The 23,125-nt window shown below is 73.6% G+C and carries 22 protein-coding genes and 5 tRNA genes; 8 read left to right on the top strand and 19 right to left on the bottom strand.

Going from position 1 to position 23,125, the window contains the following annotated elements; genetic code table 11:
- Positions 1-85: 85 nt before the first annotated feature.
- From ACZ6Q9_RS31370 to ACZ6Q9_RS31325, 10 genes are all read right to left on the bottom strand, one after another.
- The gene (locus tag ACZ6Q9_RS31370) at positions 86-1,654 is read right to left on the bottom strand and encodes an amidohydrolase (protein WP_393460410.1); all 1,569 of its coding nucleotides are present in this window, start codon (positions 1,652-1,654) and stop codon (positions 86-88) included.
- Positions 1,655-1,806: 152 nt separating this feature from the next.
- Positions 1,807-3,159, bottom strand: coding sequence for a hypothetical protein (locus tag ACZ6Q9_RS31365; RefSeq protein ID WP_396831041.1), 1,353 nt, complete (start codon positions 3,157-3,159; stop codon positions 1,807-1,809).
- A gap of 80 nt (positions 3,160-3,239) precedes the next feature.
- Positions 3,240-3,407, bottom strand: a complete 168-nt coding sequence (locus ACZ6Q9_RS31360) for a hypothetical protein (RefSeq protein WP_396831040.1) — start codon at positions 3,405-3,407, stop codon at positions 3,240-3,242.
- A 23-nt stretch (positions 3,408-3,430) separates the two neighbouring features.
- The gene (locus ACZ6Q9_RS31355) at positions 3,431-4,513 is read right to left on the bottom strand and encodes an SRPBCC domain-containing protein (protein WP_393460419.1); all 1,083 of its coding nucleotides are present in this window, start codon (positions 4,511-4,513) and stop codon (positions 3,431-3,433) included.
- Between the two features lie 126 nt (positions 4,514-4,639).
- Positions 4,640-4,711 (bottom strand) — tRNA-Gln (locus ACZ6Q9_RS31350).
- 32 nt (positions 4,712-4,743) lie between these two features.
- A tRNA-Arg gene (locus ACZ6Q9_RS31345) sits at positions 4,744-4,821 on the bottom strand.
- A 35-nt stretch (positions 4,822-4,856) separates the two neighbouring features.
- Complete coding sequence (locus ACZ6Q9_RS31340; protein WP_393460422.1) at positions 4,857-6,056, bottom strand: RtcB family protein; 1,200 nt, start codon at positions 6,054-6,056, stop codon at positions 4,857-4,859.
- 156 nt (positions 6,057-6,212) lie between these two features.
- Positions 6,213-6,290: transfer RNA gene (locus ACZ6Q9_RS31335), tRNA-Gly, on the bottom strand.
- Between the two features lie 31 nt (positions 6,291-6,321).
- Positions 6,322-6,394, bottom strand: a tRNA-Glu gene (locus tag ACZ6Q9_RS31330).
- A 33-nt stretch (positions 6,395-6,427) separates the two neighbouring features.
- Positions 6,428-6,500: transfer RNA gene (locus ACZ6Q9_RS31325), tRNA-Pro, on the bottom strand.
- Positions 6,501-6,978: 478 nt separating this feature from the next.
- Between ACZ6Q9_RS31325 and ACZ6Q9_RS31320 the strand changes: the two genes are divergently transcribed.
- From ACZ6Q9_RS31320 to ACZ6Q9_RS31310, 3 genes are read left to right on the top strand one after another with little or no spacing between them, the layout of a single operon-like run.
- A complete protein-coding gene (locus ACZ6Q9_RS31320; protein WP_393460425.1) occupies positions 6,979-7,434 on the top strand; it encodes a helix-turn-helix domain-containing protein in 456 nt (151 codons plus the stop codon).
- Positions 7,427-7,819, top strand: coding sequence for a DUF4180 domain-containing protein (locus ACZ6Q9_RS31315; RefSeq protein WP_393460428.1), 393 nt, complete (start codon positions 7,427-7,429; stop codon positions 7,817-7,819). Before ACZ6Q9_RS31320 ends, ACZ6Q9_RS31315 begins: the two co-directional genes overlap by 8 nt.
- A 53-nt stretch (positions 7,820-7,872) precedes the next feature.
- On the top strand, positions 7,873-8,652 hold the full coding sequence (locus ACZ6Q9_RS31310; RefSeq protein ID WP_396831036.1) for an alpha/beta hydrolase: 780 nt from the start codon (positions 7,873-7,875) through the stop codon (positions 8,650-8,652).
- Between the two features lie 64 nt (positions 8,653-8,716).
- Here ACZ6Q9_RS31310 and ACZ6Q9_RS31305 read toward each other — a convergent pair whose 3' ends face one another.
- The 4 genes from ACZ6Q9_RS31305 to ACZ6Q9_RS31290 form a co-directional block, all read right to left on the bottom strand.
- Positions 8,717-9,223, bottom strand: coding sequence for a DinB family protein (locus ACZ6Q9_RS31305; RefSeq protein WP_393460434.1), 507 nt, complete (start codon positions 9,221-9,223; stop codon positions 8,717-8,719).
- Between the two features lie 193 nt (positions 9,224-9,416).
- Positions 9,417-10,277, bottom strand: coding sequence for a M15 family metallopeptidase (locus ACZ6Q9_RS31300; RefSeq protein WP_396831035.1), 861 nt, complete (start codon positions 10,275-10,277; stop codon positions 9,417-9,419).
- Between the two features lie 122 nt (positions 10,278-10,399).
- Positions 10,400-11,215, bottom strand: a complete 816-nt coding sequence (locus ACZ6Q9_RS31295) for a peptidylprolyl isomerase (RefSeq protein WP_396831033.1) — start codon at positions 11,213-11,215, stop codon at positions 10,400-10,402.
- Positions 11,216-11,435: 220 nt separating this feature from the next.
- Entirely contained in the window at positions 11,436-12,692 is a 1,257-nt protein-coding gene (locus ACZ6Q9_RS31290) for a D-alanyl-D-alanine carboxypeptidase family protein (protein ID WP_396831032.1), read from the bottom strand.
- Between the two features lie 271 nt (positions 12,693-12,963).
- On the opposite strand from ACZ6Q9_RS31290, the gene ACZ6Q9_RS31285 reads away from it, so the two are divergent.
- From ACZ6Q9_RS31285 to ACZ6Q9_RS31270, 4 genes are all read left to right on the top strand, one after another.
- On the top strand, positions 12,964-13,296 hold the full coding sequence (locus ACZ6Q9_RS31285) for a cupin domain-containing protein (RefSeq protein WP_350712288.1): 333 nt from the start codon (positions 12,964-12,966) through the stop codon (positions 13,294-13,296).
- A complete protein-coding gene (locus tag ACZ6Q9_RS31280) occupies positions 13,293-14,081 on the top strand; it encodes a YwiC-like family protein (RefSeq protein ID WP_396831030.1) in 789 nt (262 codons plus the stop codon). The genes ACZ6Q9_RS31285 and ACZ6Q9_RS31280 overlap by 4 nt, the downstream gene beginning before the upstream one ends.
- A gap of 90 nt (positions 14,082-14,171) precedes the next feature.
- Entirely contained in the window at positions 14,172-14,783 is a 612-nt protein-coding gene (locus ACZ6Q9_RS31275) for a flavodoxin family protein (RefSeq protein WP_396831029.1), read from the top strand.
- A gap of 7 nt (positions 14,784-14,790) precedes the next feature.
- Entirely contained in the window at positions 14,791-14,952 is a 162-nt protein-coding gene (locus tag ACZ6Q9_RS31270) for a hypothetical protein (RefSeq protein ID WP_396831027.1), read from the top strand.
- Here the strand turns inward: ACZ6Q9_RS31270 and ACZ6Q9_RS31265 are convergent.
- Together ACZ6Q9_RS31265 and ACZ6Q9_RS31260 are read right to left on the bottom strand one after the other, a co-directional pair.
- Positions 14,916-15,656, bottom strand: a complete 741-nt coding sequence (locus ACZ6Q9_RS31265; protein WP_350712284.1) for a MerR family transcriptional regulator — start codon at positions 15,654-15,656, stop codon at positions 14,916-14,918. The two genes, ACZ6Q9_RS31270 and ACZ6Q9_RS31265, sit on opposite strands and share 37 nt — an antisense overlap.
- 133 nt (positions 15,657-15,789) lie before the next feature.
- The gene (locus tag ACZ6Q9_RS31260) at positions 15,790-17,763 is read right to left on the bottom strand and encodes a hypothetical protein (RefSeq protein WP_396831024.1); all 1,974 of its coding nucleotides are present in this window, start codon (positions 17,761-17,763) and stop codon (positions 15,790-15,792) included.
- A 371-nt stretch (positions 17,764-18,134) separates the two neighbouring features.
- On the opposite strand from ACZ6Q9_RS31260, the gene ACZ6Q9_RS31255 reads away from it, so the two are divergent.
- Entirely contained in the window at positions 18,135-20,408 is a 2,274-nt protein-coding gene (locus ACZ6Q9_RS31255; RefSeq protein ID WP_396831023.1) for an ATP-binding cassette domain-containing protein, read from the top strand.
- A 67-nt stretch (positions 20,409-20,475) separates the two neighbouring features.
- Here ACZ6Q9_RS31255 and ACZ6Q9_RS31250 read toward each other — a convergent pair whose 3' ends face one another.
- The 3 genes from ACZ6Q9_RS31250 to ACZ6Q9_RS31240 form a co-directional block, all read right to left on the bottom strand.
- Complete coding sequence (locus ACZ6Q9_RS31250; protein WP_393270819.1) at positions 20,476-20,724, bottom strand: hypothetical protein; 249 nt, start codon at positions 20,722-20,724, stop codon at positions 20,476-20,478.
- Positions 20,725-20,849: 125 nt separating this feature from the next.
- Positions 20,850-21,269: a protein-tyrosine phosphatase family protein gene (locus tag ACZ6Q9_RS31245; RefSeq protein WP_393270821.1), complete on the bottom strand. Its 420-nt coding sequence runs from the start codon at positions 21,267-21,269 to the stop codon at positions 20,850-20,852.
- A gap of 447 nt (positions 21,270-21,716) precedes the next feature.
- The gene (locus tag ACZ6Q9_RS31240; RefSeq protein ID WP_396831020.1) at positions 21,717-22,313 is read right to left on the bottom strand and encodes a hypothetical protein; all 597 of its coding nucleotides are present in this window, start codon (positions 22,311-22,313) and stop codon (positions 21,717-21,719) included.
- Positions 22,314-23,125: the final 812 nt, after the last annotated feature.

Genomic DNA, 23,125 nt, shown 5'->3' with positions numbered 1-23,125 from the left:
GTGCCGGCCACGTCACCGGGTCCCGGCGTCGGCGCCCCGGGCCGTGGCCGTCGCGCCGCTGGCCGCCGTCACGCCGTCGCGGCGCTCACCCGCGCTGCCAGCGGATCTCGCCGCCCACGACGGTGGTCATGACCCGGGTGCGCAGCACCGCGTCCGGCGACTCCAGCCAGGGGTCGGTGTCCACCGCGATGAAGTCGGCCAGCATGCCGGGCGCGAGGACGCCCTTGCGGTCCTCCTCGCCCGCGGCGTGGGCCGCGCCGAGGGTGTGGGCGGCGAGCGCCTCGGCCATGGTGAGCCGCTGCTCGGGCTGCCAGCCGCCCACGGGCGTCCCGTCGGGACGGGTACGGGTCACCGCGGCGTACAGGGCGGCGAAGGGGTTGGGGTGCTCGACCGGGGCGTCCGAGCCGAAGGCCAGGCCGACGCCGGCGTCGAGCATCCCGCGCCAGGCGTAGGAGGCCAGGTCGTGCCCGGCCAGCAGGGTGTCGACGAGGTCGATGTCGCTGGTGCAGTGCACGGGCTGCATCGAGGCGACGACGCCCAGCCGGGCCATCCGGGCCAGGTCGCCGGCCCGCAGGTGCTGGGCGTGCTCGATGCGGTGCCGCAGCCCCGGCGTGCGGCCGACGGCCTCGTAGGCGTCGATGACGAGGTGGTTGGCCTGGTCGCCGATGGCGTGCGTGGCCACGGCGATGCCGTTCTCCGCCGCCCTGGCGAAGAGCTTGACCAGGTCCTCGTACGGCGTGACGGCGATGCCGACGTTGGGGTGCTCGCCGGCGAAGGGCTCGCTCATGTGGCAGGTGTGCGAGCCCAGCGCCCCGTCGCTGAAGATCTTCACGGGCCCGGTGCGGAACCAGTCGTCGCCCTGCCCGGTGCGGCGACCCTCGGCGATCGCCTCCTCCAGGTGGACCGACGGAATGGCCTTGTGTACGCGCAGCTTCAGCTCGCCGGCCTCCCGCAACTCCAGGTAGGCCGCCCGGCAGTCCTCGCCGTCGATGTCGTGCACGCTGGTCAGACCGAGGGCGAGCAGTTCGTCCTGCGCGACGCGGAGTTGCTCGCGCAGATCGCGGGAGACCATGAGGCCCTCCAGCGGACGACAGGCCGTCTCGCGCAGGATGCCGGTGGGTTCCCCGCGCTCGTCCCTGACGATCTCACCGCCCACCGGGTCGGGGGTGTCGGCGTCGATGCCGGCCAGGCGCAGGGCCGCCGAGTTGGCCCACACCGTGTGGCCGTCCGCGTTCGGCAGCACGACCGGCAACTCCGGACAGACCGAGTCCAGGGCGTACCTGTCCGGCTGCCTCGGCGGATCCCATGTGTTGCTGTTCCACCTGCCGCCGAACAGCCAGGCGCCCGGTCGCAGCCGCGCCGCGTGCGCGGCCACCATGGCCAGCGCGTCGTCCAGGGAACGCACGTCGCGCAGGTCCACCGCGTCCAGGCTGTGGGCGTACTGCGCGGTGTGGATGTGCGCGTCGTAGAGACCGGGGAGCACGGCGGCGCCCGCCAGGTCGACCAGCTCCGCGCCGGGTCCCGCGGCGGCGCGCACCTCCGCCTCCGTGCCGACGGCCAGCAGCCGCTCGCCGACCACGGCCATGGCCCGGGCCGTCGGGTTGCCGGCGTCCCCGGTGCGGATGGCGGCGTTGCGGTACACGCGGATGCTCATGTCACCTTCAGGGCTCGAGTGATGGGTGACCACCCACTGTAGGAGCGGCGGAGAGAAGTCGGAAGTCACCGCCCCGGTTGCCCGTGGCCGCCCCCTACGGCGGTGGGCGCGACCTGCGGCCGCGCCCACCGGTGCGTCCGGACAGCGACGGGTCAGCGACGCGGGAGGAAGGCAAACTGCCGCTCACCGTTGGTCGCGGCGGGCAGCGAGAATCCTCCGATTCCCGGCAGCGACAGGAACGGGATCTGGGTCTCCTGGGGAAGCTCCTCGATCTTCCCGGTGCCGACCGCGACGGTGACGGGCACGTCCGCGTCTCCCCCCTGCCCGTAGCCGTAGGCGGTGCCGTCGTCGTCGACCGACAAAAGGCGGACGCTCTCCTGCTCGCCGTCTCCGCCGAAGCAGTAGCTCTTGCCCTTCCCGAAGTCCACGGCGATGGTCCCCGCGACCGCGTAGCGGCCGTTCGGCGACAGCACGGGCTGGTAGGAGGCTCCGTCCAACCCGCCCCCCGGGTCGCATACCACGGACGTCCGCAGCTTTCCGGACTTCAGGTCGTGCACGGCTGCCACCGGGATGCCGCCCTGCTTCGTCAGACCCTTCTCGGCGTTCCAGAGGGAGAAGACGTGCTCGCCGACGACAGCGAACACCCGGCCGTTCTCGTACTTGCTGACGAACTTCAGATCGGCGCCCGGCGGCACGGCGTCGCTGGCCTGCCAGACGCCGGGGACGCCGAAACCGGCCGGACTGAGCGTGACGACCGGGCCGTCCGGGGAGAGCCCGGCCACCGAACCGCTGATGCAGCCCGTCTGCTCGCAGTAGGGCAGTCGCACGCTCTCGTCGTACGTCTTGACGCGGTCCTTCGACAGGTCGATCGCCGCGGCGTGGTCGATGCCTTTCTCCTCCCAGCTGACCAGGAGCCCGTTCCCGCCGTCGACGACCTTCGCCGGGCCGTAGGCATCCATCGGCACGGTGCGGGTGTGGGCGGCCGCGACCTCCGTTCCGGAGGAGTCGGCCGGGTAGGCGACGAGGGAGACCGTGTCCTCGTCCGTGGACCGAGGGGTGTACGCCCAGACGACGACGTACTCACGGCCCTCCTCGTTCGCGACGAGGAGTTGAGGGAGGTACGACGGATCGGGCTTCACGTTCTCGGGAAGGGCCTGCGGCTGCCACTGCTGGCTGCTCCAGCGGGGTGCGCCGGTGGCGGCGTCCCGAGCCTCGACGACGTAACCCTCACCCTTCTTCTGGAGGAAGGCGACCACGCCCGCCTTCGCCGCGGCTCCCACCGTCAGGTTCTCCGCGTTCTCCGGCAGCCAGCCGACGGTCTCCTGCCAGCCCTTGGCGGTGTCGAACCCCTTCGGCGCCTTCACCACGGGCTGCGGAGACGCCCCGGCGCTCGGCGACGAGCCGCCCGGATCTCCGCTGCGCGCCCCGCCGTCGGCACCGTCGCCACAGGCCGTCAGCATCGCGGCCGCCACCATGATGGTGACGGCCCTTCCCATACCCCTCATGTACACCTCCGCAGCGCAGGGAGGCGTTCCTGGTACCGCGCCTCCCGCAAGATCATCCAAATCGCCGGGAGGGGAGCCTGTCAAAACGGACGGGCTCCGACATGAGCATGGTGGCCGTGATCGGCGACCGGTACGAGCAGGTGGAATCCGGCCTCGTCGCCGCGGACAGAGTCCATCATGGCCATGATCACATCCGGGCCGTCGACGTGGTCGCCGCACGCGCCGGGCGCTTCGGCCGGCGGCAGCACGGGCCGGGGCAGGGTCGCGGCCGTCACAGGCCGGCGCAGGGGTTTCCGCCCACCGCGCAGCCCTCTGGCGCCCTCGCCCTCGGGTCGCTGTCGCGGACCTCGAACGTGAACGTCCGCGACTGTCCGGCCTTCACGGGCGGCCCGGTGAAGGTGACGGACCGCCCGTCCTGCCGCCAGTCGGCGCCGCTGGCGTCGGAGACCGTGCCGCCCTCGGCCAGCGTCACGACCACCGTCCAGTCCTTCGCGGCCGCGCCGCCCGAGTTGTCGACCACCACCTCGCCGGTGTAGCCGAAGAGCCGAGTCGACACCGTCTCGTAGCGGGCGGTCACGGCGGGCCCCGATGGTGCGGCGGAGGTGGGCGTACGCGAGGGCCTCGCCGTGGGGGTGCGGCTCGGGCGGGTGGCGTCCGGGGTGGCGGTCCGGGTGGGGCGGGCGGAGGCGGTCGACCGGGGCGAGCCGCTCGGGGTGGTCGTGGCGGTGGGCACCGGCGCGGGCGCCGGTGCGGCGGCGCGGTCCGGCTCGGTCGGCAGCACCGCCCACACCGCCACCCCGGCGGCCAACGCGGCGCCGGCCAGCCCGGCGACCAGCAGCGGTCGGCTACGGCGGCCGGCCGGCGCCGGCTCGTCGTCGAACGCCTCCGTGACCGGCATCTCGGCCGTCATCCCGGCCTCGCCGCGGCGCAGGTCCACCTGCTGGAAGGCCAGCCAGTCGAGGATCGCGGGCAGTCGATTGGTCAGGGCCTGCCGATAGCACTCCTCGCGGCGCTCGCGCTGCTCGTCGGCCCAGACGCCGTGCTCCAGCACCTCGCGGACCGACAGCCGACAGCCCTCGGCGGTGGCGGTGACGGCACAGGTCAGCCGGCTGCGCCGGCCGCCCTCGAGGCACCGCAGCGCGATCAGCTCCGGCTCCTGCCGTTCGGTGACCTCCGCGTCGACGGCGGCGTCGAAGCCGGGCAGCCCCGCCGTGCGCAGCAGCAGCCGGTTCCGCGTCCCCGTCTTCGTCTCGACCTCGGCGAACCACCGGGCGAGTACCTCGCGATCCGTCAGTGCGTGCCACACCCGCTCGGCGGGGTGGAACAGGTCGACCTCCGTGCCGATCTCGCTCACGGCGAGACTCTACGATCCCGGGAGCGGGACCGCCGGGCGGGGCGGCACCGACGGGCGGATCCGACGTCCATCTCGGACGCCCACATCCGCCGATGCGCGGGCCGCGTCGGCGCGGCCCCGGCCTCGCTGCGAGCGGAGGACTCGAACCTCCATCGCCCGTTCCAGAGACGGGTGTGCTGCCGATTGCACCAGCTCGCAAGGGGTTCCGTCCCGCGTCGCGGACCCGGACCGCGCCCGACCAGGATTCGAACCCGGGGCTCTCCGGTTTCGTGGACCGGCGCTCTCTCCGCCCAGCCACGGGACGGGCGACCGGCGCCCACCCCTCCTGGGCGCCGGTCGGCGGTCATCCCTTCACGCAGACGACCTGCTTGAGGTGCGCCACCACCTCGACCAGGTCCTCCTGCTGCGCCATCACCTGGGTGATGTCCTTGTACGCGCCGGGGATCTCGTCGACCACCCCGGCGTCCTTGCGGCACTCCACGCCGGCGGTCTGCGCGGCGAGGTCGGCGGTGCTGAACGTCCGCTTCGCCTGCGCCCGCGACATCCGCCGCCCGGCCCCGTGCGACGCGGAGCAGTACGCGTCCGGGTTCCCCTTGCCCCGCACGATGTACGACCCCGTGCCCATCGACCCGGGGATGATGCCCAGGTCCCCCCGACCGGCCCGGATCGCCCCCTTGCGGGTCACCAGCACGTCGACGCCGTCGTAACTCTCCTCCGCCACGTAGTTGTGGTGGCTCGAGATCGGCTCGTCGTAGCGCACCTGCGGGAACTGCTCCCGCACCACGCCGCAGAGCAGGGCGAGCATGACCGCCCGGTTGCGCCGCGCGTACTCCTGCGCCCACCACAGGTCCCGGCGGTAGGCGTCCATCTCCGGCGTACCGGCGAGGAACACCGCCAGGTCCCGGTCGGGCAGGTCGGTGTTGTGCGGCAGCCGCCGGGCGATGGCGATGTGCCGCTCCGCCAGCTCCTTGCCGATGTTGCGGGAGCCGGAGTGCAGCATCAGCCACACCCGGCCCTCGTCGGCGCCGCCCTGCTCCAGGCACACCTCGATGAAGTGGTTGCCGCCGCCGAGCGTGCCCAGCTGCCGCTGGGCCCGCGTCTCCAGCTGCGCCACCCGCCGGTCGAGGTCGGCGAAGCGGCGCCAGAATTCGTCCCAGCCCGCCTGTTCCAGGCCCCGGATCCGGCGCGGGTCGACCGGCTTCTCCCGCTGGGCGAACCCGACCGGGATGGTGGCCTCGATCGCCGACCGCAGGCCGGCCAGGTCGTCCGGGAGGTCGGCGGCGGTCAGCGAGGTGCGGACCGCGGACATGCCGCAGCCGATGTCGACGCCGACGGCGGCCGGCGAGACGGCCTGCCGCATCGCGATGACGGAGCCGACCGTGGCGCCCTTGCCGAAGTGCACGTCGGGCATGACCGCGACGCCCTCCACCCACGGGAGCGCGCCGATGTTGCGCAGCTGCTGGGCGGCCTGCGGCTCGATGCCGTACGGGTCGGTCCAGACCCGGACCGGCGCGCGGGTGCCCGCGAGCGGGGTGAAACTCATGGTCGTCTCCTCGTGTCGTCGGCTGGTCGGCACCCGTCTCGGCGCGACCGGAAAGGATCGACGACCGCCCGGGAATCGAACCCGGTGGGAGGGGTGTGCACGACCCCCCTCCGCGCCCAGCGCGCGGCCGGCCCGTCGGGCGCGGGGCCCGGCGGGTGGAGCGGTTGGCCGGATTCGAACCGGCGATCTTCACCGTGGCAGGGTGACGCGCTGACCTGACTGCGCCACAACCGCGTGCCTGCGACACCGCTCGGGCGTCGCCGCGTAGGCCGTACGGGGTTCGAACCCGTGACCTCCCGGCTGAGAACCGGGCGAGCTTCCCGTTGCTCCAACGGCCCGTGCCAGGGCGGGGTTGGCGCCCTGCCCTGCCGTCCGGGACCGGGGAATCGAACCCCGTGTCACTCGCGCCCAAGGCGAGCGGGTCAGCCAGCTCCCTCGTCCCGGTGACGGTGTCGTCTTCCCGGTCGACCGTGATGGGCGACCGGGGCGTTGCTTCCACTGTGGAGTTGAGAAGGGTCGATGGCGCCGAAACAGGGCGGAGGGACGTCGGTCCGGGTGGACGAAAAAGCCGCCCGGTCCCCGGTGGGATGGGCGGCTGCGCGTACGCGCTGGCGCTAGTCGCGCCGCCACCCCGACTGCCGGCCCTGCTCGGGACGGCACCGACCTGGGGCACGCTCCCCTGTGGGCAGCGAGGCACCGTCGTGCGGCGTCGGCCACACGGCGTCGGTGCGGGTGCGCTGCGACACGGCGTACTCCCCTGGGTCGTTCGGTTGACCTTGCGCCGATGACGGTAGGCGCGCCGGACGGTGGCCGCAATGGATATTCGGCTACGGGCGCCCGAGCGCACGAGCCGCGCGTCACAGGCACCGGAACACTCCCCTGGCTTCCCTATCACTCCCTATCTGCACTAGACTAGGGACTGATGAGTGAGGGAATGTACTCCGTCGAGCAGGTAGCCGAGCGGCTCGGCCTGCACGTGCGCACCGTGCGCGGCTACATCCGCGCCGGCCGGCTGAGAGCGGTACGGATCGGCAAGCAGTACCGGATCGCCCGCGCCGACCTCGACGCCCTGACCGGGCGGCCGGAGTCGGCCCGCCCCGCCGCCGGCCCGGCCGTGGAGGTGTCGAGCATCGTGCAGATCGACGGCGTCGACCGGGCCGCAGCCGACCGGCTCGGCACGCTCGTCCTGGCCGGGGCGAACACCGGCCACGACCCCGGCCACCCGCTGCGCATCCAGACCGTCCACGACGAGGAGCGACACCGCATGAAGATCGTGATACTCGGCGGCGCCGCCGCCACCGCCGAGGTGCTGCGCCTGCTCGACGCGGTGCTCGACGGCGACAACGGCCTGCTCGCCCGGGAGGTCGGGAATGCCTGACGTGGTGCGGGAGCGGGCCGGCGTGCCGGTGCTGGTGTGCGACCCGGACGGCCCGCCGGTGGCCACGGCGCAGGACGCGCTGGACCTGATCGGTGCGGCCTTCCTCGGCGCCGAGGTGGTGGCCGTGCCCGCGAGTCGGCTGGACGCGTCGTTCTTCTCCCTCGGCACCCGCTTCGCCGGCGAGATCATGCAGAAGTTCGTCAACTACCGGCTGCGCCTGGTCGTCGTCGGCGACATCTCCCGACACCTCGCGGCCAGCGCGGCCCTGCGCGCGCTCGTCCACGAGTCGAACCAGTCCGACCACGTGTGGTTCGTCGCCGACCTCGACGCGCTCGACGAACGGCTGCGGGCCGCGACCCGGCGGACCGGCCCGGCAGCCGGCTGAGCCACCGCACCGCCCCGGTGGCGCCGGCCGAGGATGGGCTACGGTCGACGACCGTGGCCCTGATGCGTGCTGACTTCTACTCCGACGTGCTCCGCGTCAACACCTCGATGACGGTGATCCTGCCGCAGCGGACCTCCTCGCAGATCGGCCTGTCCGGCAGCGCCCCGGACGGCGACCCGCCCGTGCTCTACCTGCTGCACGGCCTCTCCGACGACGACACGATCTGGCTGCGCCGCACGTCCATCGAGCGGTACGTCGCGCCGCTCGGCCTGGCGGTGGTGATGCCCCAGGTCGGGCGCAGCTTCTACAGCGACGAGGAGCACGGCAACCGGTACTGGACCTTCCTCAGCGAGGAGTTGCCGGGGCTGTGTCACGACTTCTTCCGGCTCTCCGCGCGGCGGGAGGACACCTTCGTCGCCGGGCTCTCGATGGGCGGCTACGGGGCGCTGAAGTGGGCGCTGCGCGACCCGGGCCGGTTCGCGGCGGCGGCGAGCCTGTCCGGCGCGCTGGACGTGGCCGGCCGCCGGCACCATCCGGTCCACCCGATCGACACCCAGGTCTGGCACACCGTCTTCGGCGAGCGCACCATCACCGGCAGCGACGACGACATCCTCGCCCTGCTCGACAAGGCGGGCGCCGACCTGCCCGCGCTCTACGTCGCCTGCGGCACGGAGGACTTCCTGTACGAGGACAACCTGACCTTCGTCGCGGCGGCCCGCGAGCGGGGCGTCCCGCTCACCGTGGACTTCTCCCCCGGCGCGCACGACTGGGCGTACTGGGACGCGAAGATCCAGGACGTGCTGGCCTGGCTGCCGCTGCGCGCCGACGGCTGACCGCCGCGCCCGGGCTCCGCTGCCGTTGCTGCCCCTCAGGCGCCGATGATGCCGTCGATGCCGGTCAGGCGCCGACGGTGCCGTCGATGCCCTCGCGCAGGAAGTCGGCGTGGCCGTTGTGCCGCGCGTACTCGTGGATCAGGTGCAGCATCACCAGCCGCAGCGACACGTCCTCGCCCCACCTGGCGTTGTGGCCGGTCACGTCGAGCGACTCCGCCTCCCGCTCGATCCGGCGGGAGTGCGCGACCTCTCGCTGCCAGGCGTCGAACGCCTCCGCCCGGGTGGCGCCGCTGGCGTCGTACGCCGCCTGGAAGTCGCCGGAGTCCGACCAGACCAGCGGGACGTCCTCGCCGTCGATGGTTCGCCGGAACCAGTTGCGCTCCACCTCCGCCATGTGCCGGACGAGGCCGAGCAGGGACAGCGTGGACGGGGGCATCGACTGCCGGCGCAGGTCCTCGTCGGACAGCCCGTCGCACTTCATGGCGAGGGTCGCCCGGTGGTAGTCCAGGAAGGCGCGGAGCATCTCGCGCTCGCCCCCGGTGAGCGGTGGGCCGATGCGTTCGGTGGTCAATGCCGGCTCCCCTCGCCCGACGACGCGCCGCCGTCGGAGTGTCCTGCGGGCCCCGCGCGGCGGCGCCCCTCCCGAGGCGATCATGCCGGACGGGTCCGCCCCGCGCCGCATCGCGTCCCGCCGCGCACCTCGCCGAGACCGGCCCGTGCCCCGCCGCGCTGGCACCCGCCGCACCCGTGGGCCGCTCCGCCGGCTATCCGCTCGGCGCCGAGGTGCGGGCCACCGGCACGTCGAAGTACGTGTCCGGCCAGGGCTCGTCGCGGTAGCGGTAGTGCCACCACTCGCGGTCGTAGTTGACGAAGCCGCCGTCGGTCATCAACTGCCGCAGCAGCCGCCGGTTGCCCCGCGCGGTGCCGGTGATCCCCGGCGAGTCGGTGTGCGCGAGCGGGTCGAAGCAGTCGAAGCCGGTGCCCATGTCGACGCTGTTGTCGCCGAACCGCTGCCCCCGGGGGGCGGTGCAGGAGACCAGCGGCTGGCCCGGGGCGTACGGGGCCTGGGTGGGGGTCGGCACGTCGACCAGGGTCAGGTCGACCGTGCTGCCCCGGCTGTGCGCCGTGGGTGCGCCGATGTAACCCTCGTCGAACAGCTTCGACTTCGCCACCCGGGGATAGAATTCCGCCCTCATCTGCTGCTCGCCGGGCTGTTTCGCCCAGGCGACGAAGTCGTCGGCGGCGCGCCGGGGGCGGTAGCAGTCGTACACCTTCAGGCTTCGGCCCCGGGCGAGCGCGGCGTCCTGCACCCGGCGCAGCGCCTCGGCGGCCCGCCGGGTGAGCAGGCAGAGCGGTTCGGGGTAACCGGCGACCGGCCGACCGACGAAGTTGTGCGCGGTGGCGTACCGGATGTCGGTGCGGATCGTCGGGTCGACGTCGGTGAGGACGACGAAGTCCGGTGGGCGCGGCGTCGCGGTCGCGGTCGCGGTCGGGGCCGCCGACGGCCCCGGCGACGGACCGGGCCGGGTGCAGGCCGGTGCCAGCGCCGCGACCACCACGGCCACGGCGACGGCCCGGGCGGCGACGCCATGGGGCCGCCGGCCGGCCCCGCCCGCCCTGTCCACGCCTCATATCTATCAGGGTGCCGGCCCGTCGGACCCCGGGTCCGGCGACAGGCGTACGCGCGGGAACCGCCAGCCCCTCCCCCACCCGGCCGGAGGACGGCCGGGCGGGGCGGTGGAGACGGTCAGTGGTGGTGGTGCCGGACAGCCCGGCGGATGTCGACCGGCAGGGCGGGCGCGCCGTCGACCGGCGCCGGGTCCTCGGCCGTGGGGGCGATGCCGCCGGCGGCGATCCGGTCGAGCGTGGCCAGGCCGGCGGCGTCGATCGAGCCGAAGACGGTGTAGTTGGGGCGCAGCGCCGAGTCGGACTGCACCAGGAAGAACTGGCTGCCGTTGGTGTCCGGGCCGGCGTTGGCCATGGCGAGGGTGCCCCGGGCGTAGAGCCGGCGCACGCCGGTCGGGTCGGTCGGTGCCGGCGGCAGGTCGGTGGGCAGTTCGTCGAGGTACCGGTAGCCCGGGCCGCCCGAGCCGGTGCCGGACGGGTCACCGCACTGGAGCACCCTCAGCGTCGGGTACGCGGTGAGCCGGTGGCAGGAGGTGCGGTCGTAGAAGCGGTGCCGCACCAGGTGCAGGAAGCTCTGCACGGTACACGGCGCGGCCTTGCGGTCGAGCGTCAGCCCGATGGGCCCCTGGTTGGTCCGCAGCGTCACCCGCACCGTGCCCCGGTCGGGCGTGCGCCTCGGGTCGGGCGGCAGCGGAACCGGCCGGGCGGCGGGCTCCTCCGGTGTCTCGGTGTAGGCGCACGGTCCCGGCGTGACCCGGGGACCGGCGGCGGAGCCGGCCGGGGACCCGGCGGGCGCGGCGACCGCGGCGGCACCGCCACCGGTCACCAGCGCGCCCGCCACCAGGGCCACCCCGGCGAGGCGGGTCAGCGCGCGGGCCGGACGGCGGGGCGCCGCGATCGACGGCGGGACGGGGTGCGGTCGGAATTCGCTCGGCACGTGGATCCTCCCTGGACGTGTGGCACCAGAAAGACCGGAGTCTATGGATCCCGTCGTCGGTTGTCGATCCGCTCCGCACCCGCGGCGACCTGCGGCAGGTGGGTGGCCACAAGTGCCTGCTGGCTGCGGCGACACGCCCTGCCCGCGCCGGTGCCGCCGGCCCGCGCACAGGGCCCGGCGCGGCCCCCGGCCAATGGCCGCCTCGCCGCCCGGCCCGCGGTCACGGTGTCCGGCGTCGCCCCGCCCGACGCCAGAGCAGCGCCACCGCCGCCAGCCCGAGCGCGGCCACCGCGAGCGCGACCGCGGGCCACCGTCCCAGCAGCCCGTCCTCCAGCGGGCCGCTGGCCGCAGCCGGACGAGGTTCGCCGGTGGCGGCGAGCGCGGGCGGCGTGGCGGCCGCCGAGGCGGCCAGCTCTCCCGGCTCGACGAGCCGGCCGACGGCGGAGTCCCGGGGCAGCGAGAAGCCCCAGTCGAGCAGCGCGGCGCCCTGCTCCCAGCCCCGCGCGGGCCGCGGTTCGGCGCCGAGCAGCGTGACGACCAGCCGGCGGCCGCCCCGGTGGGCCGCCCCGACGTAGGTGTGCCGGGCCAGGTCGGTGAAGCCGGTCTTGCCGCCGAGCGCCCCGGGGTAGCGGTAGATGAGCTGGTTCTCGTTCTGGATCTCGAAGCCCTTGGTCCGCTGCGCCGGCTGGGCGGGAATGCGGTGGGTCTCGGTCAGCGCGTACCGGCGGAAGGTGGGGTCGGCGAAGCAGGCCCGGGCGATGAGCGCCAGGTCGTACGCGCTGGTGAACTGGCCCTTCCCGTCGAGGCCGGACGGGGTGACCGCGTGGGTCTGCAGGGCGCCGAGCCGGTGCGCCTCCTCGTTCATCGCCCGTACGCCGCCGGCCTTCCCGTCCGGGCCGCCGCCGAGGCGGGCCAGCAGGTTGGCCGCCTCGTTGCCGGACTGCAGCAGCAGCCCGAGCCAGACGGTCTCGATCCGGTAGCGCCCGCCGGCGACGAGCCCGACGGCGGAGGAGCCCGGCTCGATGTCCATGTCGCCGTCGGTGACGGTGACGACCTGCTTCGGGTCGAGCCGGGGCAGCATGGTGGCCGCCAGCAGCAGCTTCTGCACGCTGGCGGGGGTGCCGTACTCGTGCGGGCCGCAGCCGCCCAGCACCTGGCCGGTGTCCAGGTCGGCGACCAGCCACGAGGTCGCGGTGACCGCCGGCGGTCGCGGCACCCCCGCGGGGACGACCAGGCCGGCGGTGGCCAGCGCCGGCCCGCCCACGGCCCGCTCCTCGGGCACGGCCGGCGGCGGCGACGGGCGCGGCGGCCGGGACACCGCCGGCGCGGGCGCTTTCGGGCACGGCGCCGGCGGCACCGCGCCGGACACGCCCGTCGCGGCGACGGTACGAGCGGTCGGGGCGGCCGCCACCGGGGCGGGCGCGCCGGCGGCGAGGAGGACGGCGGTCGCCGTGGTCACCAGCAGCCGAACCTTCATGCCCCGCACCCTAGTCGGCACGATCCGGGGCGCGGGCCGGCTTCCCGATGCTCCGGCGTTCGACGTGGCGGCGGAGAACGGAGGGGTCCGCCGGCGCGGGCGACCCGGGCGGCCCGGATTCCGGGACCATCGGCCCTTCCGCCGGGCGAGCCCGGCGCGGAGGCTGGTAACCGAAAGCGGTAGCGGATCTTCCGGTTTGCGCGGCGGTCGCCGCCGAACGGACTGCCCCGCCCCGCGCGCCGGCGCGCCAACCCACCCGGAAGGACGCACGATGGAAGGCCACTCGCTGACCCGCCTCGCCGACGAACAGCTCGCCGCCGCCCGGGAGGCCGACAGTGGACGCAGCGCCCACAACCTGCACCGCGGCCGGGACCGCCGGCTGCGGCAGACCCTGCTCGCGCTGCGGGGCGGCCGCTCGCTCGACGAGCACGACAGTCCGGGCGAGGCGACGCTGCAGGTGCTCCGGGGGCAGGTACGCCTGGTGGCGGGCGACGAGTCCTGGGAGGGCCACGCCGGCGACCTGGTGGTCGTCCCGCCGCGGCGGCACGCGCTGCACGCCGTGACGGACGCCGCCGTCCTGCTCACCGTGACGCCACGCCCGTGACCGCCGTCTCCGCCCGCCGTCGCCGCCCGGCCGGGCGGCCCACCGCGAACGCCACCGGCCGCGCGCGGGCCGGGGGCCGGTCACCCGGCTGGCTGCCGCCGCAGCACGGCGCCTGGGCGATGCTGCTGCTGCCGTTCCTGGCGGCGGTGACCGTCACCGGCCCGCACCCGCTGCACCTGCCGCTGCTCGGGGCGGTGCTCGCCGCCTACCCGCTGTCGTACTTCGGGTTGCAGGCGGTCAAGACCGGCCGGTTCCGGCGGGTACGCCCGCAGCTTGCCGCGTACGGCGTCGCCACCGTGCTGTGCGCCGCGCCGGTGCTGGCGGCCCGGCCGGCGATCCTCGCGTACGCGCCGCTCTTTGGCGTCCTGGCCGCCGTCAACGCCGGCTACGCACGCCGGCGCCGGGACCGGGCGCTCGTCAACGATCTCGCCTTCGTGGCGCAGTGCGGGCTGCTCGGGTTCGTCGTCGCCACGGTTGCCGGAGTGCCGCCGGCCCGGGTGGCCGGCGCGACGGTGGTGGCGCTCGGTTACCTCGTCGGCACGATCCTGTACGTCAAGACGATGATCCGGGAGCGGGACAGCGGTCGGTACCGGTGGGCGTCCTGGGCGTACCACGGCGTCGCCGCGCTCGCCGCGGCGCTCTGGGCGCCGACGCCGGTCGCCCTGGTCTTCGCGGCGCTGCTGGCCCGGGCCGTCGCGCTGCCCGGGCGGCGGCTGACGCCGAAGCGGGTGGGGCTGGTCGAGACGGCGTACACCCTGCTGGTGCTGGTGGCGGTGACCTTCTGAACCGGGTACCGGGCCGGTTGGTCGTGCGGCGGCAGGGCGACAGCCTCCGCGAGCCCCGCACGACCGCCCGGGTGGGTACATTCGACCCCGATGGACATCGACGGTGCGGTCAGACGCTTCCTCTTCCTCCTGGGTAGTTCACGCCCCGGTGGCAACACCGAACTCCTGGCCCGACGCGCGGCAGCCGCGCTGCCGGCCGGTGTCGAGCAGCGCTGGCTCCGCCTGGCCGACCATCCGCTGGCGCCGTTCCACGACATCCGACACGGCCAGTTCCCTCCCCCGCCGTCCGGCAACGAGGCGCTGCTGCTGACGGAGACCCTTGCCGCGACCGACCTGGTGATCGCCTCACCGGTCTACTGGTACAGCGTCAGCGCCCCCACCAAGCTCTACCTCGACCACTGGTCGACCTGGCTGCGGCTGCCCGGTGTCGATTTCCGGCCCCGCATGCGCGGCCGCACGATGTGGGCGATCAGCGCCCTCAGCGACGAGGACCCGGCCAAGGCGGACCCGATGGTGAACAGCCTCTGGATGAGCGCCGACTACCTCGGCATGCGATGGGGCGGTGCGCTGCTCGGCCACGCCGACCGCCCCGGCGACGTGCTCGGCGACGCGGCCGCCCTCCGCGCCGCGGACGCCTTCTTCGCCTCGACGGCGCCCGGCGACGCACGGGACGGGCGACGTCCTCGCACTGCCGTTGCGTGACTCCACGATGGACGCCGCGTGGATGTCCACGATGATCCATCACATCGCCGACCTGGACGCGGCGGCCCGCGAGCTGCGCCGAGGCGACCGGCCCGGTCGTCGACCACCTCGACCTGCTGGTGCTGCGCTGAGTCAGGCCGGCAGGGTCGGGTCGCGGTGCCGCAGGTAGTCGTACAGCGCCGCCGAGGCGCGCAGCCGCCGCAGGCTCCGCCGGTGCAGCTCCTGCTCCCGCCGGGCCAGCTCCGCGTGGACCCGTTGGGCGCTGCCGGTCGTACGCATCTCGTCGAGCACGGCCGCGATGATGTCGAACGGGTACGCGCCCCGGCGCAGCAGCGCGACGACCTGCGCGGCACGCAGTTCGGCCTGGTCGTACACCCGGTAGCCGGTGCCGCGCTCGCGGACCGGCCGGACCAGGCCGCGTTGTTCCCACAGCCGTAGCTGGGAGGTGCGGACCCCGACCAGGTCGGCGACCGCGCCGATGCGCACCCCGCGCCGCGGCGCCGGCAGGGTCGCCGGCGGGCTGGTCACCACGGTCTCGAACGCGCCGAGCACCCGCCGGATGTCCGCCCGCTCGCGGTCCAGCTCGGCGTGGCCCCCGTCGAGCGCCGCCAGCGCCGCCGCCAGGTCGCCCCGGTGCACGGCGGCCATGATCTCCCGGGTACGCGCCCAGCCGTGGCCCTCGGCCATCCGGCGGGCCACGGCCAGCGCCCGGAGGTGGTCGGCGGTGAAGATGCGGTAGCCGGCGGGGGTGCGTTCGACCGGTGGCAGCACGCCCAGGTCGACGTAGTTGCGGACCTGCTGGACGGAGATCCCGGCGGTCGCGGCGAGGTCCACGGCCCGCAGCCGGCCACTGCCCTTCCGCGCGGTCACCACCGGGCCACCGTACCGCCCACCCACCGGCCGGAATTCCGTGCCCGCCCGGCGATCGACGCCGCCTGGGGGGTGTACGGAAGGGCCCCTTCCCGTCCCAAGACAGGAAGGGGCCCCGCACACCGGGCCGTCGGGCTCAGCGCGTGAGCCGGTACAGCTCCCCGCCCCGGGCGTAGTACATGACACCCGACGCGTCCATCGTCCACACGTCGCTGATGCCGGTGGCCAGCTTCTGGACCGAGAGCGTCGCGGGGTCCACGCAGGCGACGGTGGTCCGGAAGTTGCCGCACACCGCGCCGTCCGGCGCGATCGCCAGGTGGTCGCTGCGCCAGACGTGGGAGACGTTCCAGTCGAAGGGCTCCACCTCGACGGTCCGGACCACGCTCCGGCTCACCGGGTCGAACTCGAAGAGCGTGCCGGAGGTCGACCCCCAGATCCGGCCGTCCGGCGCCACGATCAGACGGGTGATCGCCTTGGCGCCCGGGATGGCGGTGCCCTCCCAGACCTTCGTCGCGGTCGCCGGGTCCCAGAGGAAGAGCTTCGCCTCCGTCTGGGTCGGCGCGATGCCGAGCCCACCCCAGATGCCGGTGCCACCCAGGATCAGGTTGCCGACGGTGGCCAGGGCGGTGACGCTCTGCTCCGGTACGACGTTGCGGTGCACCTCCTTCGCCCCGGTGGCCGGGTCGACGAGCGTCAGCGCCCCGCCGAGCTGGCCGTACTCGGGGATGGTGCCGAAGGCGATCCGGTTGCCGACCCCCGTGATGGCGAACGGCCGGTCCTGGTGTTCGGTGCGGAGCGTCGCGAACTGCCGCGGGTTGGTGCCCCGCACGACGGGCTTGGTCGGGTCGAGTTCGAGCAGGTTCGCGCCCGGGTACACGCCGGCGTAGATCTTGCCCTGGTAGGAGAGCAGGCCCTCGGCCTGCCCGAGCGCCCCGGCGTTCTCGCTGAAGGCGCCGGTCGCCGGGTCGAAGGAGGTGATGCCGCCGCTCGGGTAGGCGCTGGACCAGATCTTGCCGTCCGGGCCGGCCTCCACCGTCTGCAGCTGGGCGGGCAGACCCTTGACCCCGGCGGAGACGACCTTCTTGGCGCCGGTCTGCGGGTTGTAGTAGGACAGGTTGCCGCTCAGGCTGATGGTGACGAGCGTCCTGCCGGGCCACGCCGGGTCGTCCAGGTGCGCCCAGCCGAATCCCCGGGCGGTGCCGAACCCGGTGAAGCCGGTCGGGGTGAGCGTCCGGGTGTCGAGGTTGTAGGCCATCAGTCGGCCGGCCGACGAGCCGAAGTAGACGTTCTTCTTCGCGTCCGGCGGGGAGAAGTTGAGGCCCGCGGCGGTACCGAGTTCGCCGATCCACCGGCCGGCCTTCAGGTCGTGGACGAGCACCTGGTTGCTGTTGGCGAGCCGGGCGAAGAGCGTCTGCTGGTGGACGTCGAGGTCGTAGACGAACTGCTCGCTGCGGTACTGCTCGGGCAGCGGGATCTCCCGCCGCTCACCGGAGTCGACGTCGACCTCGACGAGCCGGGCCACCGTGCCCAGGCCGACGTAGATCTTGCCGTTGGCGACGCCGATGCTGCGCGCGTACTGCTCGCCCGGCCAGATCTGCCCGTAGTCGCGGACGGCACCCGTGCGGTGGTCGAACGAGTAGACCTTGCCGGTGGGGAAGGTGCCGACGAAGACCCGCTCCCCGTCGTTGGCCAGGCGCCACGTCGTCGTCTCCCCCGGCACCGGCGAGCCGAGGTCCTCCACGTGGTCCGCGCCGGGCCGGTAGCGGAACAGCTTGCTGTCGGCTCCGATGTACGCGGTGCCGTCCGGGGTGACGGTGCCGCCCCACGAACCGCCGGCGCCGGGCAGCGGCAGGGTCCGGACCACGGTCGCGGTGCGGGTGTCGATGACGTTGAGCGCGCCGGTGGTCCCGCGCGCCACGGCGTACGCGTAGTCGCCCGCGGACGTGGAGCCGAAGGTCGCACCGTAGATGGCCAGGTTGTGGTGCGGCACGCCGACCAGGGTCTCGGTCGGCGTGGCGGCCACGGCCGGGGTACCCGACACGGCGGTGGCGGCGACGAGGGTCGCCACGATGGCGACCGACGCCAGGCGGCGACGCTGCTGGAGAGGCATAGGCATCCCTTCTTCAATTTCGGCCATCACCGTAAATCTCGCCACATCGAAGGTCAACCACGGATCGCAGCGAGTTCGTGCATCGCAGCAGACCTCGCCGGCGGGCTTCCACTCAGAACGACGGTTACGGCCCGTCCGTTATCCATCGGCGCCGGGTTGACGTGCCGCGTCCCACGTGGACCGCACCCTCCGGACGCCAGCGCCAACCCCGCTTACACGTTATTTGAGACTTCCCCTACCTCTCTGGGCGCGAGAGGCAGGCCAACGCGGCAGAACCCTCCACATGGACGTTAATGAGACGATCGAAGGAAGCCGTCCCCCGAAGACACGACCCGGGCGGAACCCCGCCCACGATCTCGCGAAGGGTTCGCATGCAGCAGCCAGCACGGTCCGCCGCCGACAGCCACGACATGATCGAGGTACGCGGAGCGCGGGAGAACAACCTCGCGGCCGTCTCCGTCGACATCCCCAAACGCCGGCTGACCGTCTTCACCGGCGTCTCCGGGTCGGGGAAGTCATCCCTGGTCTTCGGGACCATCGCCGCCGAGTCGCAACGCCTGATCAACGAGACCTACAGTGCCTTCCTCCAGTCGTTCATGCCGAGCCTGAGCCGGCCCGACGTCGACTCGCTGCGCAACCTGACCCCGGCCATCGTGGTCGACCAGGAGCGGATGGGCGCCAACTCCCGCTCCACGGTCGGCACCGCCACCGACGCGTACGCGATGCTGCGGATCGTGTTCAGCCGGCTCGGCACCCCGCACGTCGGCGGCGCCGGGGCGTTCAGCTTCAACCTGGCCGAGGGGATGTGCCCGACCTGCGAGGGCCTCGGCCGGGTCTCCGACCTCGACGTCAACGAGATGGTCGACGTCGAGCGCTCCCTCAACGACGGCGCGGTCACGGTGCCCAACTTCGCCGTCGACTCCTGGTACTGGCAGACCATCGTCAACTCCGGCCTGTTCGACCCCGACGTCAAGCTCCAGGACTACACGCCCCAGCAGTGGGAGGACTTCCTCCACAAGCCGGCCACCAAGATCAAGGTGGGCAGCAACAACTGGACGTACGAGGGCCTGGCGGTCAAGGTCCGCCGGCTCTACCTGGCCAAGGACCGCGAGTCGATGCAGCCGCACATCCGCGCGTTCGTCGACCGGGCGGTCACCTTCACCACCTGCGCCGCCTGCCGGGGCGCCCGGCTCAACGAGGCGGCGCTCTCCTCCCGCATCGCCGGGCGCAACATCGCCGAATGCTCGGCGATGCAGATCAGCGACCTGGCCGGGTTCGTCCGCGGCATCGACGACCCGTCGGTCGCCCCGCTGGTCGGCAACCTGCGTGAGCTGCTCGACTCGCTGGTGGAGATCGGCCTCGGCTACCTCAGCCTCGACCGCGAATCCGCCACCCTCTCCGGCGGCGAGGCGCAGCGGGTGAAGATGGTCCGGCACCTCGGCTCCAGCCTCTCCGACGTCACGTACGTCTTCGACGAGCCGACCGTGGGCCTGCACCCGCACGACATCGCCCGGATGAACGGCCTCCTGCTGCGCCTGCGCGACAAGGGCAACACGGTGCTGGTCGTCGAGCACAAGCCGGAGACCATCGCGATCGCCGACCACGTGGTCGACCTCGGTCCGGGGGCGGGCGCCGCCGGCGGGCGGGTCTGCTACACCGGGGACGTGCCGGGCCTGCGCCGCTCCGACACCCTCACCGGCCGCCACCTCGACCACCGGGTCCGCCTCCGCGAGCACGTACGCCATCCCTCCGGCCACCTGTCGATCCGCGGCGCCGACCTGCACAACCTGCGGGACGTCAGCGTCGACATCCCGCTCGGGGTACTGACGGTGGTCACCGGCGTGGCTGGCTCCGGCAAGAGCTCACTGATCCACGGCTCGCTGCACCGCCGCGACGGCGTGGTGGTCGTCGACCAGACCTCGATCCGGGGTTCCCGGCGCAGCAACCCGGCCACCTACACGGGCCTGCTGGACCCGATCCGGACGGCCTTCGCCAAGGCCAACGGGGTCAAGGCGGCCCTGTTCAGCGCCAACTCCGAGGGCGCCTGTCCCACCTGCAAGGGCATCGGCCTGGTCTACACCGACCTGGCGATGATGGCCGGCGTCGCCTCCGTCTGCGAGCAGTGCGACGGACGACGCTTCACCGACGAGGTGCTCACCTACCGGCTGCGCGGGAAGAACATCAGCGAGGTGCTCGCCATGTCGGCCACGGAGGCCCGGGACTTCTTCCCCAGCGGCCCGGCCCGGGTGATCCTCGACCGGCTGGTCGACGTCGGGCTCAGCTACCTCACCCTGGGGCAGCCGCTCAACACCCTCTCCGGCGGCGAGCGGCAGCGGCTCAAGCTGGCCATCCACATGGCCGACAGCGCGAGCACCTACGTACTGGACGAGCCGACCACCGGCCTGCACCTCGCCGACGTGGACCAGTTGCTCGCGCTGCTGGACCGGCTCGTCGACGCCGGCAACACGGTCATCGTCATCGAGCACCACCAGGCGGTCATGGCGCACGCCGACTGGCTGATCGACCTCGGGCCCGGGGCGGGGCACGACGGCGGCCGGATCGTGTTCACCGGCACCCCGGCCGATCTGGTCGCCCACGGCGACACCCTGACCGCCCGCCATCTGCGCGAGTACGTCGACCGCTGAGAAAGCGGCGCGCCCTGGTCCCGGTGCCGCAGATCCGGGACCAGGGCAGCCACGCGGCACGGAACGCTCAGCGGCCGGGCACCGGGACGGCCCGGGCGGACGGGGCCGCCAGCCGGCGCACCCAGCGCCGCAGCGGCGACACCGAGGCGGCGACAGGGGTGAACAGCCCGACGGTGATCAGCAGGGTGTCGAGGAAGAGCGTGGCGAGCACGACGAGCACGGCCAGCGACGCGACCGTGCGGGCGATCGTCGGCACCCGGCGCGCGGCCGCGCGGTGCACACCGTGGTAGCGGACAAGGGTGCGGGGTGGGGCCATGGTGCTGGTACCTGCCTCAAGTTCGGACGAGGTGCCCCTCATACCCAACGTGAGCTGTACAAACCTCGCCGATGACACGAACCACAACCAGGTGGCCGGGCCACGCGTGCCACGATCGCGCCGGATCAGGCGAGGCGGCGCAGCCAGCGACGCTGCCAGGGGGTCTCCACGGCCCGTGGGCGGTAGGCGGCGCGTACCCAGTCCACGGCCCGCTCCGGCGGCAGCCCGTCCAGGATCGCCAACCCGGCCAGCGCCGTGCCCGTGCGTCCGGTGCCGCCCTTGCAGGCCACCTCCACCCGCTCGCCATCGCGGGCCCGACGCAGCGCCTCCGTCAACGCGTCGACCGCGTCCGCCCGGTCCACCGGGACCCAGAAGTCCGGCCACCGGATCCGCCGGTGCGGCCACGCCGGCACCGGCCCAGGTGCCAGCAACAGCGCGAAGTCGGCGGGCGAGGCCACGTCGGCGACGCGGCGCCCGCGCACGGCCGCCCCACTCGGCAGTACGACCACACCCGGCTGGTCACGCCACTCCCGCTGCACATCCACCGGCCCATTCTGCCTCCACCGCGCCCATTCCCCCGCCCCGCCTCGCAGCACGCGAGGTCGTGGCGGCGTCGACCCGCAGGGGTCCGCCACCGTCGCCCGCAGGGGTCCGCCACCGTCGCCCCACGGGGACGGATGCGGTCACGAGACAGCACCGCCCCCGGGCCGGATCGGCACGGGGGCGGCGCTGGGCGTCGGTGTGCAGGTCGCCTCTCGGCGCGTGGCGCGACGCGGCTCCAGCCGAACGGTATTCCGCGAAGGCAATTCAGGTGAGGCCCGGGGACACTGGGCACACCGACACCTCATTGAACCAGCCGGCGGCCGTCGGTGTTCCCGCACCAGCCGCCTTTTCCCGGCCGGCCGACTGTCGGCTGGTGGAGATGTGCCGCTGGCCGGCACCCGTCACGGGCGCCGGCCAGCGATCCCCCTTGTGGTGAGTGAATGTCTGTGTCAGCTGTTCCAGTGTTCGGCGACGAGGTCGGCGGCCTGCTGCTCCCACTGGGCGTAGTGGTCGGGGTACGCCGACACCTGCACGGTCTGCGCGGCCTCGGTCAGCGGCATGTCCTGCCACCCGTCGACCTGCTTCAGACCCTTCAGGAACGCCGTGGTCGAGTACTCGGGGTCGGTGATCTGCTCCACCGTGCCCCAACCGCTCGACGGGCGCTGCTGGAACAGGCCCAGCGAGTCGTGGTCGTTGCGGTCACCCAGATGACCCAGGTTCTCCAGCTTCGACTCCTGCAACGCCGTCGCGATCGACACCACCGCGGCCCGCTCGTCCATCCCGGCCTTCTTCGTCGCCGCAATGATCGCCTTCACGTTACCGACCTGCTCGTCCGACAGGTCGATGCGCGACTGCGCACCCTGCACACCATGCGGAACCAGCTTCGCCATGTCCACCGCCGGCTTGTCGGCCTGCACGGCGACGGCGGTGACCGGCGTCGCCGCCACGGGGTTGGTGTCGGCGTGGTTCAGCGGACCAGCAGCCAGACCACCAGCAACAGCCAGACCAGCAACACCAAGAACGCTCTTACGCAGGATCGTGTTCATCAGGATGCTCCATTCGGGGGTTGGCACCACACGCCGAAGGGGGGTTCAGCGGGGCACAAGCACCGTCCGGCGCTCAAGAAATCGGGGAATCCGGCGCGTCACGCGCCGGGAAGAATCAGACCGGCCATCTGGAGACCGGGAGCGGCCCGCGTCGCGGGGCGAGGGGGTCGCCCTCCACCGGCCGGGACCATGTGTAACGACCGGCGGCCCACCAACATTCCGGGGCCCGCACGCCAGCCCGCCGGGGGGCGGGGGGTCTTGCTCGGCCGTACGCAGGGTGTAACGACCCCGGCCCGGCCACGATTCCGCCCCCACGATGCCCCCGGTCACACCCCGAACCGGACCCACGGGACACTGCCACCCGGCCCCTGTCGAGCTGCCCTCACAGATGGGGCACAGCATGCCGCCGCAGGCGACCGAGCCTGCTGTGACGGGGGTGGTCCCACAGACGGGGCAGCTCGACAGCGCCCACAGCACCCCATCCACCCTTTGTCACGACCGGTCCCACACAAACGGGGCAGCTTCCCGGACCGCAGCAGCCGACCCACCCACCGCGCGACAAGCGGTCCCACAGATGGGGCAGCTCGACAGGGCGCACGTCACCCGACCCGCCCGGACCTGCCGACAGCGGGGCGACCGGTCGCCACCCCGCAGGCCGGACAACCACGTCAACCCCACTGCCGACACGAGGCCGCACAACCGACATCCAGGCATGGACGGCGCGCGACCACCGACGGGGTGTGGGGCGGGCGGGGGCCCCCCGGGCGGGCGACATCACAGCCACGCTCCGCGCCGCCGGGGGCCACCACCCC

The sequence above is a fragment of the Micromonospora sp. NPDC049139 genome (genome assembly GCF_055586845.1).
The sequence above is the reverse complement of the archived record's forward strand: the minus strand, read 5'-3'. Positions and strand labels throughout refer to the sequence as shown.